The 12,169-nt window shown below is 59.2% G+C and carries 11 protein-coding genes and 1 pseudogene; 5 read left to right on the top strand and 7 right to left on the bottom strand.

The window, feature by feature from the left end; genetic code table 11:
- Window positions 1–834: 834 nt before the first annotated feature.
- Window positions 835–1,041 carry a hypothetical protein gene (locus M5J09_RS12040; RefSeq protein ID WP_257158022.1) on the bottom strand — a complete coding sequence of 69 codons (207 nt, stop codon included), beginning with the start codon at window positions 1,039–1,041 and terminating at the stop codon, window positions 835–837.
- A gap of 34 nt (window positions 1,042–1,075) precedes the next feature.
- On the opposite strand from M5J09_RS12040, the pseudogene M5J09_RS12035 reads away from it, so the two are divergent.
- The 4 genes and pseudogenes from M5J09_RS12035 to efeB form a co-directional block, all read left to right on the top strand.
- A pseudogene (locus M5J09_RS12035) lies at window positions 1,076–1,315 on the top strand (elongation factor 4); the annotation flags it as partial.
- 237 nt (window positions 1,316–1,552) lie between these two features.
- A complete protein-coding gene (locus M5J09_RS12030) occupies window positions 1,553–3,526 on the top strand; it encodes an alkaline phosphatase family protein (protein ID WP_257158021.1) in 1,974 nt (657 codons plus the stop codon).
- Window positions 3,527–3,538: 12 nt separating this feature from the next.
- Complete coding sequence (locus M5J09_RS12025; protein ID WP_257158020.1) at window positions 3,539–4,672, top strand: EfeM/EfeO family lipoprotein; 1,134 nt, start codon at window positions 3,539–3,541, stop codon at window positions 4,670–4,672.
- Window positions 4,672–5,916 carry an iron uptake transporter deferrochelatase/peroxidase subunit gene (gene efeB, locus M5J09_RS12020; protein WP_257158019.1) on the top strand — a complete coding sequence of 415 codons (1,245 nt, stop codon included), beginning with the start codon at window positions 4,672–4,674 and terminating at the stop codon, window positions 5,914–5,916. The genes M5J09_RS12025 and efeB overlap by 1 nt, the downstream gene beginning before the upstream one ends.
- 408 nt (window positions 5,917–6,324) lie before the next feature.
- Here the strand turns inward: efeB and M5J09_RS12015 are convergent, their stop codons facing one another.
- Genes M5J09_RS12015 through M5J09_RS12005 form a run of 3 tightly spaced genes read right to left on the bottom strand, consistent with a single transcriptional unit; the run spans window position 6,325 to window position 8,790 of the window.
- Window positions 6,325–7,452: an HNH endonuclease signature motif containing protein gene (locus M5J09_RS12015; RefSeq protein ID WP_257158018.1), complete on the bottom strand. Its 1,128-nt coding sequence runs from the start codon at window positions 7,450–7,452 to the stop codon at window positions 6,325–6,327.
- A gap of 50 nt (window positions 7,453–7,502) precedes the next feature.
- Window positions 7,503–7,700 (bottom strand): hypothetical protein, encoded by a 198-nt coding sequence (locus M5J09_RS12010; protein ID WP_257158017.1) that lies wholly within the window; start codon window positions 7,698–7,700, stop codon window positions 7,503–7,505.
- Window positions 7,701–7,710: 10 nt separating this feature from the next.
- Window positions 7,711–8,790, bottom strand: a complete 1,080-nt coding sequence (locus tag M5J09_RS12005) for an alpha/beta hydrolase family protein (protein ID WP_257158016.1) — start codon at window positions 8,788–8,790, stop codon at window positions 7,711–7,713.
- Window positions 8,791–8,854: 64 nt separating this feature from the next.
- On the opposite strand from M5J09_RS12005, the gene M5J09_RS12000 reads away from it, so the two are divergent.
- Complete coding sequence (locus M5J09_RS12000; RefSeq protein WP_042531905.1) at window positions 8,855–10,222, top strand: M20 family metallopeptidase; 1,368 nt, start codon at window positions 8,855–8,857, stop codon at window positions 10,220–10,222.
- Here M5J09_RS12000 and M5J09_RS11995 read toward each other — a convergent pair.
- From M5J09_RS11995 to M5J09_RS11985, 3 genes are read right to left on the bottom strand one after another with little or no spacing between them, the layout of a single operon-like run.
- Window positions 10,158–10,928: a PrsW family intramembrane metalloprotease gene (locus tag M5J09_RS11995; RefSeq protein ID WP_257158015.1), complete on the bottom strand. Its 771-nt coding sequence runs from the start codon at window positions 10,926–10,928 to the stop codon at window positions 10,158–10,160. The genes M5J09_RS12000 and M5J09_RS11995 overlap by 65 nt on opposite strands.
- Window positions 10,925–11,344: a hypothetical protein gene (locus M5J09_RS11990; protein WP_257158014.1), complete on the bottom strand. Its 420-nt coding sequence runs from the start codon at window positions 11,342–11,344 to the stop codon at window positions 10,925–10,927. Before M5J09_RS11990 ends, M5J09_RS11995 begins: the two co-directional genes overlap by 4 nt.
- A complete protein-coding gene (locus M5J09_RS11985) occupies window positions 11,341–12,129 on the bottom strand; it encodes a PrsW family intramembrane metalloprotease (protein WP_257158013.1) in 789 nt (262 codons plus the stop codon). Before M5J09_RS11985 ends, M5J09_RS11990 begins: the two co-directional genes overlap by 4 nt.
- Window positions 12,130–12,169: the final 40 nt, after the last annotated feature.

The following is a 12,169-nucleotide window of genomic DNA, read 5'->3' as shown; positions in this document are numbered from 1 at the left end:
TCGATCGGATTAAAGGCCCGGCCGCTGGCCCCGACAAGGCCAGCTGCCCGGCCCTACCACCTAGTCGGAATCCAGCCCTACCACCGTTCCGCAACACCCCTACCAACAAGCCGCTCTCAGCAACTGCGAAGGAATTGTAATTCTTAGAGGGTTTAAGTTAAACCATTCTTCGGCTGTCTCTGATTTATTTGCCTTGAGGTATACGTCTTGTATGCAGTCCATTAAAGGGCCGGTTTTATGTCTAGCTAGGCGAGGAGCTTTTCGAGCTCCTCGTCAGCAGTTAGGGTAGGTACTGACGAGGTTGAGGGCAGGTTTGGGGCATTGGAGCCTGTACAAGAGGCGCAATTTCCCGGAGATTGGGAGAGCGCAGGGGACTCAGTGGTGGTGTCAGTGTTTGAGCACACTTCAATAAAGTCTATGGAAATCGTCAAAATTCCTTTCAGTATGAGGTAGACGACAATCGTGTAAATGTGTTAACCATAACTAACTGGGTGTTGGTTGTCTACCCCTTAGTTTTTGGATGTGAAAAGAGTAGGGTTGGACGGTCTGCAGATTAGGGACGCGTCTCGGAGCTTTCTAGTGGTCACGCGGCTATTTCTTTTGATAGCTAGCTTGGGCTGTGTAGTTCTCGAAGTGCACTCCGGTACACTCGATGGAGTTTAAAAAGCACAGTTTGCGGACTCTCCAGAGCTATTAGCGTGCAAGTCCTCTGGCTTGCTGGGTGCTTGTTCTGCCAGCGCAATCCCCGAATTGCGGTAGTGGAAGTAGGTTTCTAATACCCCATGGCGACAGAGACTAAAACAGGTTCACCAACCCCGCAACCGGAACGCTGTATTACTCGGCGTTAAAAGAATAGCTCCAGGTCAGCTCGTTGTGGATGATGACGCTATAGTCTTGGCCGTTGGCATTGGCGCCGTCGATAAGCGCCTGCAGCTCCTGCTCGTTGTAATGGCGGCTTAAGCCTACGTAGAGCACTGCGAGGATGACAAGCCCTGCCACGAGGATGGCGGCAGGTACGAAAGCGCTGCGGAATTGGGACATGTAGTCGACACTAGTAGAGAGCCGGTTTAATGGCATCCCACGCCAGCAGTTCGAGGTACCCATCCAGGCGGCCATTGGCTCGAAGACTATCGCGCGTGAGAACATCCGCGCGATGCGCAAGGACGTGCTGGCCAAGTGTTACGGCGGCGATATTTCGCGTAAGCGCAAGCTGCTGGAGAAGCAGAAGGCCGGTAAGAAGCGCATGAAGTCCTTGGGCTCTGTCTCGGTGCCGCAGGAGGCTTTCGTCGCGGCGCTGTCCACGGATGGCGATTAGGAAAATTTACTATGAATTGTACATGAACTGCTGTCATGTCCGCTGAACGGTAAATTGGTGGTCTAGACAGCGCTTTCAGGGCATTCTCTTTCCGAGGAATGCCCTTTTTCTTTTGTTGCGGCAACGTCACAGTAGGCGTTAAATCCGCTGTGAAAGCGACCGATGACTCATCTGGCGAGCCACAGCCACTTTCAACCTCATTGTTCCTAAGAGTCTCATCTAAGGTTGGAATCTTCCATGAAACTTCGCTCTCGTGCTGTGGCCCTGTGCGCCGCAGTTGCTGCAACCACGTCCGCCGTCCCGGCCCTAGCTGCCCCTGCGACCCCCATCGAGCACGTCGTGGTCATTTACTCGGAGAATATTTCCTTCGATCACTACTTCGCAACGTACCCGAATGCCCTCAATAAAGACGGCGAGAAGCTGCAGGGTAGTGAAAAGGATGCCCCGAAATTTAAGGCCAAGGAAGGCACCCCGAAGGTCAACAACTTGGAGAACAATGACCTGCTCGGAGATAAGAACCCGAACTCTACTAAGCCTTTCCGTCTCACCCCGGAGCAGGCTGTGACTGCGGACCAGAACCACCACTACGCCGATGAGCAGAAGGCCTACAACGGCGGAAAGATGGACAAGTTCCCTGAGACTGTGTCTGTAGACAATGACAAGTATGACCCGCAGTCCTACGGCACCACCGGCCTGACCATGGGCTACTACGATGGCAACACCGTTACCGGCATGTGGAACTATGCGCAGAACTTCGCCATGAACGATAATTCGTTCTCCACTATTTTCGGTCCATCTACGCCGGGCGCGCTGAACCTTATTGCAGGAACCGTTGCTGGTGCCACGATGCATGACCCGGCCACGGGTGAGCAGCAGACCATCAAAGATGGCGAGAACCACGCTTTGGCCGGTGTTTCGGAAGACGGAAAGACCGCCACCGTGGTGGGAGACCCAGATCCGCTGTACGACGACTGCTCCAACAGTTCCTCCGCTGGCACCAACCAAGTCACCGCGATGCACTCCAAGAACATCGGCGACCAGCTCAACGAAAAGGACGTCACGTGGGGCTGGTTCCAGGGTGGTTTCCGTCCTACTGAAGAGGCCACCGATACCTCCCGTGCTCGCTGCGGCTCGTCTCACACCACGCTGACCGGTAATCCTCAGACGGACTACAACCCGCACCACCAGCCGTTCCAGTACTATGCATCGACGGCGAATCCCCACCACCTCGCGCCGTCGAGCGATGACATGATCGGTAAGACGGACCGGGCTAACCACCAGTACGATCTAAAGGATTTCGACACCGCCCTCAAGCAGGGCAACCTGCCGGCTGTGTCCTTCCTTAAGGCGTCGAACTTCCAGGATGGTCACGCAAGCTACTCCAACCCGCTCGATGAACAGGCTTTTATTACCCACTACATCAACGAGCTGCAGAACTCCCCGGAGTGGGACTCCACCGCCGTGATTATTGCCTACGATGATTCCGATGGTTGGTACGACCACCAGGCACCGGAGATCCTCAACGGCTCCAATGACCCACACCAAGACTCCGAGATTTGCACTGCGGCTGCTGCTAAGGTCGGCGTTGCCGGTGACAAGCATGGTCAGTGCGGTCCGGGTACCCGCCAGCCGCTTATCGTGGTTTCCCCGTACGCCAAGACCAACTTCGTTGATTCGACCTACACCGAGCAGACCTCCGTCACCAAGTTCATCCAGGACAACTTCGGACTTGGCCGCTTGGGTGGCATTGCCTTCGATGAACGCGCCGGCGAGCTGAACAACATGTTTGACTTCAACGGTGAGAAAGCTCCAAAGCTTTTCCTCAACGAGACCGACGGCACGGTGGCAAAGGACTATGCCTCGATCGAACACGTCGATGTCACCCCTCGCGCTGGCACCAACCTCAAGCCGGTCGTCGAGGGCATGAATGATCCGAAGGTGACCGAAAACGGCGTTCCGGAAATCACCAAGCTGCAGTCTGAGACCAAGCCTTCCGAGACCAAGCCTTCCGAGACCAAGCCTTCTGAGACCAAGCCTTCCGATGATAAGAAGGACGAAGATAAGAAGGACAAGTCTTCCGAGTCTTCCAAGGGTGGCGTCTTCGCCATCCTCGCCGTGCTTGCCGCTGCTGCCGCCGGTGTCGTTGGTTGGTTCATGAACGGTCACCCCGGCCTGGACCTAGACAATCTCGGTATCAAGCTGCCGTTCTAATCTGACAAACCCATGAAGACCTTCCATATCACCACTGCGGCGCTTGCCGTCATGCTCATCGCCACCCCCACCGCCGATGCTCAAAGCTCCTTCGGGCTCAGCTCTTCGCGTTCCGATGCGCCCCCTAAGGTGTCTGCTGAGAAATCGGAGCCGCAGCTCAATGTGCGCGACGTGTACCACTGTCCGACTCCGGACGACGTTCAGGGACAGGCGGAGTGGAAGGTCTTCAACACCACCGGCCTTGCCCTCACCGTCTACGTTGCAGATGATGCGGGTAACGCCTACCAGGTCCTCGAGCGCGTTGGCAGCCCTGCTCAGCGCGCCTGGACCCCCAAGCTTCAGAACGGTACGTACCACCTGACGTGCGTGTTCCATAACGACTCCGCCATTAAGTCGAATAACTTCACAGTGTCTGGCTCCACCTTTACGAACGCTCTGAAGATGGTGCCTATTACGGATCGCGAGATTTCCGCGGTCGCCATTGAACAGGCAACGCAACAAAAGAAGCGCCTTCCCGAACTTGCTAGCAAAGCTGATGCCTTGGGTAAGGCTGTGCATTCCGGTAATCGTACCGATGCACAGGCCGCCTATCTCGAGTTCTACGAGTTCTTTCGCACCTTTGACAACTATTCGGGTCTGTGGCCGGGAGAGGATGTTGAGTATGGGGGCGTCGAAAAGCAGCTCTTCTCCGACGCCGACCTCACGCCTACGCTTGCCGACGCCCTTGTGGCCGCCGTTCACGCCAAAGTTGAGACCCTTGAAAAGACGCATTTCACAGTGCCAGCTCCCGATTATGGCCTGCGCACCCACGAGGTGATGGAAGAATTTGAGCGATTCGATATGCGCGGCGAGCGTGATTACGGCGCCCATGCGCTACCAGTGGCATTGCGCGCCAATGTCCTCTCCACTCGTTTCATGCTCGACCCAGTACGTGAGCTGGTGGAAGGCCGCGGGCTAGATACGGCGCCGATTTACGCCCAACTTGAAAAACTTGATGCTTTGGCCGCTGAATTCGATGCGAAGTATGACGTTGCCTTTGCTGAGTGGTCCCAGAAGGATCGTTTGCGCCTGCAAGCTGCGGTTGCGAGCGCCAACGAGTTGCTCGCTCCGGTAGCTACCATGACTGTTGTCCGAAGGATGGATTAATGACCTGCCCGTTTCACTTCTCTCGTCGCTCTTTTCTTTCGGGACTCGCCGCGAGTACCGCGGCGGTCACCGTACCAACGGCGAATGCGCAATCGAGCTTCTTCGGTTCTTCCAAGCCGATGACGAATCCGGACAATGGTAGGAGTAAGGACCTTGAGGAAGTTGCCGCCTTTCACGGCGAGCACCAAGAGGGCATTGTGACGGCGCCACAGAAGTTTTGTGAGGTTATTGCTCTTGATATCCAATTCGCAGATGTGTCGCGTTTGGAGACCCTTCTGCGCACCATAACGGATCGCGCTCGCTTCCTCACTACTGGCGGCCAGACCCCGCCCGATGGTATTGCTTACCCGGCGAATGATTCCGGCGAGCTGGGAACTGACCTGCCTACGGACAACCTGTCCATTACCGTGGCGGTGGGCGAGTCTCTTTTTGATGACCGTTTCGGCCTCAGCTCGCACAAACCTGCGCACCTATCCACGATGGAAGCTTTTGCCGACGACTCGCTTCAAGAAAATCTCTGTCATGGTGACCTCGCCATCCAGATTTGCGCCGACCAGCACGACACCGTTCTGCACGCGCTGCGCGATATCTTGCGCCACACACGCGGCGACGTCGCGGTGCGCTGGCGCCAGTCTGGATACATGAACGAGCCCCGCCCGTCCGGCACGCAACGTAACCATTTGGGTTTCAAGGATGGAATAGTGAACCCGAAAGAAGAGGAGAACGACACCCTAGTGTGGGCTGGTACCGATGAGCCCGCGTGGGCCGCGGGAGGAAGCTACATGGTGGTGCGCCTTATTGCGATGTACACTGAGTTCTGGGATCGTATTTCCATTGCGGAACAGGAGCAGATTTTCGGGCGTGACCGTGCCACTGGCGGGCCGCTCTCGGGCGGCGATGAATGGGCGGAACCAAGCTACCTGGACGATCACGGAGACGTCATTCCTACCGATGCCCATATCCGTTTGGCTAACCCGCGCACTCCGGAGACCGCGGATCAGCTTATGCTGCGCCGCGCGTATAACTACGACAACGGCGTGCGCGATAATGGCACCCTCGATGTAGGTTTGGTGTTTATCTGCTTCCAACAGGATCTGGATCGCCAGTTCATCACCGTGCAAAAGCGCCTTGAGGGCGAGCCGCTCGCGGACTACATCCGTCCTTATGGCGGTGGCTATTTCTATGCGTTGCCAGGTGTGCGCGATGAGTCGGATTTCTTCGGACGCGCACTTCTCACCGCCTAACCTAGTCCGTGCGTTGTGTGCCATTGGGGCTTGAATTCTTGGGGTCCGAAACCGGGACTTCCGGAGCATGATTCACACATAGCCCTGTACCGAGAACACCCATTCCATTAGCGGACCCCCATTTCATTAGCACTGTGCGCTTCACACTGCGCAAGCCAGATTGGCGCGGGCGTGCGCGACGAGGTGGTTGTCTTCGCTCGCTGCTCGGCACTTATCCCACGCGCGCCGAATTTCCCGTCAACCTCCTTCTGGTTGGCGGGTTTCGCTCTTTAAGGTCCCTTAAGCCCGGTGGGCAGCGCGTGAATCGTTGTGTGGGATCGCCGATATGCCCGCGCACCTGGCTTTGGTTGGCGGGTTTCGGCGTGTACTGGTCGTTGGTGGTGTCCTTTCTGTTTGGTGGCTGGGGTGTTAGCTGCTGTCGGGTGGTGGCTGTTCTGGTGGTGCGGCTGGGGTTTGTGCTGGTGGTGGTTCTGCTTGCTGTTCGGCGTTGAGTCTTGCAACGGCTTGTTGGTATTCGGGTGTGGCGGTAATCGGTGCGCCCCAGGGTGGGATGTAGCCGATGCCGGTGTTGAGTCTGAAGACGTAGCCTCGTCCGGTGGGCCGTGATGGGTCATCATCGTTAATGCCGTTGTGGTAGGCGCACAGGAAGGTCAGATTCTTGATGTTGGTGTAGCCGCCGGCTTGCCAGGGGATGATGTGGTGAACCTGGCAGTAATCAGCTGGTTTGTTACAGCCGGGTCTGGAGCAGGTTTGGGTTTCAGCTGCTAGGGTGAGGCGTTGTTTCCAGCTGGCACTGCGTTCTGCGCGGTAGGAGTTAATGGGCCCTTCCACGGGGTGGACGATGGTGGCATACCCGATGGAGGCGAATTGATAGGACAGGAATTCTGCCCCGGTCATGCGTGCACCGTTGGTTAGCTGTAACTCAATTTCGTCGCCGTCGCCGTTGATGATGCGGTCGAATTCGTCGAGGGTGACTACGACTTGGGCGTGGATGGCGGGTTTAGTGCCCACACCGCCGGTGACGATGACGGTGCGTGCGGCTTCAAGCAGGTTGTGTTTGTTGACGGATTCGAGGGTGCCGCGGATATCAGCAATGACGGAGGCGTCATCGGTGATCGTCATGGAGTTTGGTCCGGTGGCCCGGTAGGTAAACCGCACCCCGGGTTTGGGTGTGCGTTTGGCTCTGAGTTCTTTGAGTCTTTTGACCGCGATGTCGCGGATTTTGTGGGCGGGTGTGGACGCGAGTTTGATGCGGAGGTTCCAGGCGTCGAGGTCTTTTTTCACGCGTGTGGTGTAGGACTCGATGAGGTTGAGCGTGGCTAGGCTGTGTTTCTGGGTTTGGGCGGCTGCACGGGCTTTGCGTTGTTTGCCAGTGAAGCGGGTGGGGCCGAAGTAGGTGCGGTGCAGGTGCGCCAATTCTGCGGCATCAGACGCGTCGGCGCCGAGCGCGCGGAGCTCATCGGGTGAGCTGGATGCATTCTCCACGAGCGCAATCCCCGAATTGCGGTAGTGGAAGTAGGTTTCTAATACCCCCATGACCCGGAAGCCTAAAACAGGTCTAACGACCCCGCAACCGGAACGCTGTATTACTCGGCGTTAAAGGAATAGCTCCAGGTCAGCTCGTTGTGGAGATAGTCCTGGCCGTTGGCATTGGCGCCGTCGATAAGCGCGTGGAGCTCCTGCGCGTTGAAATGGCGGCTTAAGCCGACGTAGAACACTGCGAGGAGGATAATCCCTCCCACAAGAATGGCGGCGGGGACAAAAATGCTGCGGAATCGGGACATGCCGTCGGTGTTAGTAGAGAGCCGGTTTAATCGCATCCCACGCCGGCTGCAATTGCTTGCCAAACATCACCCAGTCGTGGGTGCCCTCGGTGAGGTAGTTGGTGGTGTGGGGGATGGAGGCGTCGGAAAGCGCGGCGGAAAACTCCTCCGTACAGCGACGCGACCCGGCTTCCAAAAGGGTGCCGCCGATGCGGTCGTTGACGGATTTCCCGGGATAGGCCGCCAGTTCCTCGTCCGTCCACGCGCCCGACGCAGCAGAAAGATAAAGCGCCGTGCCGCGCAGGCCCTCCGGATGGGACATGACGTCGTTGCGTAGCCAATCCTTCGAACCGCGCGGGCCCCACATGTTCGTTGGGTCGCCGCCCTTGGTGCGCACCGTCAAATCCACCGTTCCCTGACCCACCTGGCTGGTGGTGGAATAGCAGCCGGAAATGCCCGCCACGCCATGGAAGAAACCCGGGTTGTTGTTCGCCATCATCACCGCGCCCGATGCTCCCATGGACAACCCAATGAGCCCGCGCTTGCCGTTGTGGTTCAGCTCCGCCTCCACTAGCGGAGCGAGTTCGGTGATGAGGAACGTTTCCCACTTGTGGCGCCCCAACTTCGGGTCATCCTCGTTCCAATCCGTCCACATGGATCCGGCTCCCTGCGAGGGGATGACGATGCTGGCGTCGGATTCGCCGAAGACGCGCTTCACATGCCCCTTGGTGATCCAGTTCGAGGTCTTCGGGGAATCTACGCCCTCGAGAAAGTACACCACGGGCCCACCATTGCCCACGACGACGTCGACAGGAATGTCACGCCCCATCGACGGCGAGGAGACGATCCACTTCTCACGACCAGGTTCGTCGGTGGCACGCCGCTCCAGCAAGGAGACCTCGTTGATTTCTTTAATTGGGTACGGGTACTCCTCCTGCTCCGTGGACCATGTGTCTGTGAGCAGGTGAGAGGAGGTCCCCATCGCGTCGATGGCGTTGAACATGGTGTCGACGGCCCACTGCGAGGAAGCCTCGTCACGGCTTGATAATTGGTAGGAGGAGCCGGGCGTGAACATCAGGGAGCTGGCCACCAGCGCGGAAAGGACCTTCATGGCCTAGTACATTAATACAGCCGCCGGTAAGCTCGGGGAAACCACTCTGCGAAAGGATGACACCATGAAGATGGCACCGCGCCACCGCCAGCAACTGCCCCCGCTTCCCATGGTTTCGGCCAAGTTGGGAGACCGGCTTGCCAGCGAGGTGTTCCTGGAGGAAGGCCGGGAACTGCTCCCGCAGCTGCAAGAGTTCCGGCGCGATATGCACCAGAACCCCGAAATTGGCTTGCACTTGCCGCGCACGCAGAAGCAGGTGCTTAAAGCCCTCGAAGGCCTGCCGTTGGAGATTCACCGCGGCCATGATTTGAGTTCCGTCGTGGCGGTTCTGCGCGGCGGCAAGCGCGGCGAGCGCCCGGTGTCGGTGCTGCTGCGCGCGGACATGGACGCCCTGCCGCTGCGCGAGCAGACGGGTAGCCCGTTCGCCTCCACGAACAACAACATGCACGCCTGTGGCCACGACCTGCACACGGCGGGACTTATTGGCGCGGCGAAGATGCTGTGCCGCCACCGCGAAGAGCTGATGGGTGATGTCACCTTTATGTTCCAGCCGGGTGAGGAGGGCCCGGGTGGTGCGCAGCCAATGATTGAGGAAGGCGTGCTTGATGCCGCAGGCCGCCGCCCCATCGCCGCCTACGGCCTGCACGTCGGGCCGCAGGATAGGGGCACGTTCCACCACATCCCGGGCCCGATGATGGCGTCGTCGTCCAACCTGTGGATCACGGTCTACGGCAAAGGCGGACACGGCTCGCGCCCGCACGACGCGGTGGACCCAGTCGCCGCGCTGGCGGAAATCCAGATGGCGCTGCAGGTGGCTTTGACGCGCCGCTTCGACGCCAACGAACCCATCGTCATCACCGTGACGAACCTGCGTGCGGGCGACGGCGCGGTCAATATCATCCCCGACAAGGCCGAGCTGGGGGCGACGGTACGCGTGCTTCGCGACGAACACATCGAAGCCGTCCGCCAGATGATCATCGAAGTGTCGAGCTCCGTGGCGGCCTCGCACCGTTGCACAGCCAAGGTGGATTTCGAGGTTCTGTATTCCGCCACGAAGACGTCACCGCGCGAGGACCAGTTCGCAGCATCGCTGTGGTCGGGCATGTTTGGCGCCGAAAACGTGGTGCCGATGCAGACGCCGATGATGGCCTCGGAAGATTTCGGCGCAGTGCTCGCCCAGGTGCCGGGCACGTTCATGTGGTTGGGTACAGCCAACCCTGAAACCCCGGAGCACATGCGCGAGTGGAACCACTCGCCGCTGGCGCGATTCGATGACTCCGTTCTGGGGGACCAGGCGGCGGCTCTGGCGGCGGTGGCCTTCGAGCGCCTCGCCGCAGAGGACGCGCATCCCTCGCCGGCGACGAAGGCTATGCGCGCGCCGGTGCAGGGGACAGGGTCGGATTCGCAGCCGCCTTCTTCCGCAGCGCAATAATGCCCCAGATGGTGGCTACCCACAGGGCTACGACGACGAGAAGGCCGGCGAGGAGGGGCCAGATGGCGTCGTCGAATGTGGAGCTTAGCGATGGGAACAGGTTCTTCGTGGTGTGCACCGCGATGGCGATAATAAGCCAGCGCACCGGCTGTTTCTGGGACAGACCGTAAGCGCTAAGACCGGTGAACAGCGCGTGGGAGAGCGGGTTGGACATCAGGCGGATGGCCACCGCCGAGATCGCGCCGGCGGTATCCGAATCGAGGTTATCCACCGTCATGCGCGCGAAGGCGGTAGCATTTTCGCCCGCAGCGAAGCCGATACCCACGGCCACGCCCACGAACACGTAGTCGCGCCAACTGCGTGGCCGGATGACGCAGGTGCAGATGAGCACCACGCCGAGGAACTTCAGCACTTCTTCGTTGAGCGGCGCATAGCCCGCAGCGCCGAGCCAATCCAGGCCCGAGCGGGCAAGGAGGTGGGTCATGTTCGTATTGATCTCCACCGCTAGCCCGGAGACCGCGAAGCCCCACACCACGCCGTGCGCAATCCCCGGGCGGCGGCGCAGAAGGAACAACGTGAGCGAGACGACGACGGCGCCGAAGATCACAGCAGTCAGCACACTCGCCGGGAGGAAGGGCTCCCGCGTGTAGTGGAGGACGGTCGTGCCCAGCGCGCCGAGGGTGAGCAGGTAATACAGGTATTTCATGCGTCTTCCTGTACCCGGTCGGCGAAGTCACGTTCCTTCGGTCCGTAGATGTGGAGGAAGGAAATGGTGTTGTCGTCGGGGTGGGCCAGCGTGATCCCGTTCTCGTCGGCCACGCGGTAGAGATCCGGTGCTTGGGTGGTGATGGGGGCGTCGGTGAGCGCGCTGGTCCCGTTGAAGGAGCGGTGCTGACGCGGCAGGTACGTCTCTACCGGGTGCGAGGAGCTGCCTTCTTCGGCAATGATGGTCGCGCCCTCACAGTTCCACGTCTGCGAGGAGGAGTACGGGTCCTCCGGGCATTCAAGCCCCGGGATACCGCGCACGGCGGTGGTCTCGGGAGTGGGGTCGGGGAGGAGGGCGTCGGCAAGCGGTACTGCGGCGAGAACGCCGAGGCAGGAGTAAATCAGTGTGTTTTTCATGCTTGTGACCCTACGAGCTGTGGTTTCGTGACGGCATCCTCCGCAGGGAGGATTTTCCGGAGTTTGACCATGCTGACAATCGTTGCTGCCCACAGGGAGATAAGGATGAGGAAGGTGGGGAAGATGGGCCAGAGGGCGTCGTCCAACGCGACAGTGACAGACGAGCCAAAGTTGGCTGTGAAGTGCACCGCCATGGCGGCAAGCAACCACCGCACCGGTTGCCTGCGGGAGAGCCCGTATGCTGCGATTCCCGTGAAGAAAGAATGCATGAGCGGATTCGCGATGAATCGGACAAGTACCGCCAGCAGCGTTCCCTTGACATCGGAGTCCAGGTTCTCCAGCGTCATGTTGACGTAGTAGACGGCGTTCTCGCTCACGCTAAAACCCATCCCCACGGCCACACCGACGAAAACGTAGTCCGCCCAGTGGCGGGGCCGGATGACGCAGGTGCAAATGAAGATGACGCCGAGGAATTTGAGGACCTCCTCGGGGAGTGGGGCGATTCCAGCGCCGACCAGCCAGTCTGGGACCACGCGGATGAGGAGGTGATTCATGCTCTCGTTGAGCTGAGCCGCGACTCCCGTGACCGCGATGCCCCACACCACACCGTGTGCAATGCCTGGGTGCTTGCGCAGAATCAGCAGCGTGAGACCAATTGCCACGGCCGCGTACAACACTGCGGCGAGCGCACTTGTAGTGACGAAAGCACCTTGGGAGAAATGATAAACGGCGAACACCAGCCCAGCGGCGGTGAGCAGATAGTACAAGAGTCGTGTTTTTCTCATGAGGCTTAGGTTATGAACCGCGCCCGGGGTGCCGGTATCC

Origin of the sequence: Corynebacterium sp. BF-R-2 (assembly GCF_024586525.1) — a bacterium.
Taxonomy (GTDB): Bacteria; Actinomycetota; Actinomycetes; order Mycobacteriales; family Mycobacteriaceae; genus Corynebacterium; species Corynebacterium singulare.
This window is presented reverse-complemented; position numbering and strand designations above follow the sequence as displayed.

Bases quoted from the DNA above. Each gene is read 5' to 3' on its own strand.
- M5J09_RS12040 (WP_257158022.1), bottom strand. From the start codon at position 1,041: ATGTCCCAATTCCGCAGCGCTTTCGTACCTGCCGCCATCCTCGTGGCA.
- M5J09_RS12030 (WP_257158021.1), top strand. From the start codon at position 1,553: ATGAAACTTCGCTCTCGTGCTGTGGCCCTGTGCGCCGCAGTTGCTGCA.
- M5J09_RS12025 (WP_257158020.1), top strand. From the start codon at position 3,539: ATGAAGACCTTCCATATCACCACTGCGGCGCTTGCCGTCATGCTCATC.
- efeB (WP_257158019.1), top strand. From the start codon at position 4,672: ATGACCTGCCCGTTTCACTTCTCTCGTCGCTCTTTTCTTTCGGGACTC.
- M5J09_RS12015 (WP_257158018.1), bottom strand. From the start codon at position 7,452: ATGGGGGTATTAGAAACCTACTTCCACTACCGCAATTCGGGGATTGCG.
- M5J09_RS12010 (WP_257158017.1), bottom strand. From the start codon at position 7,700: ATGTCCCGATTCCGCAGCATTTTTGTCCCCGCCGCCATTCTTGTGGGA.
- M5J09_RS12005 (WP_257158016.1), bottom strand. From the start codon at position 8,790: ATGAAGGTCCTTTCCGCGCTGGTGGCCAGCTCCCTGATGTTCACGCCC.
- M5J09_RS12000 (WP_042531905.1), top strand. From the start codon at position 8,855: ATGAAGATGGCACCGCGCCACCGCCAGCAACTGCCCCCGCTTCCCATG.
- M5J09_RS11995 (WP_257158015.1), bottom strand. From the start codon at position 10,928: ATGAAATACCTGTATTACCTGCTCACCCTCGGCGCGCTGGGCACGACC.
- M5J09_RS11990 (WP_257158014.1), bottom strand. From the start codon at position 11,344: ATGAAAAACACACTGATTTACTCCTGCCTCGGCGTTCTCGCCGCAGTA.
- M5J09_RS11985 (WP_257158013.1), bottom strand. From the start codon at position 12,129: ATGAGAAAAACACGACTCTTGTACTATCTGCTCACCGCCGCTGGGCTG.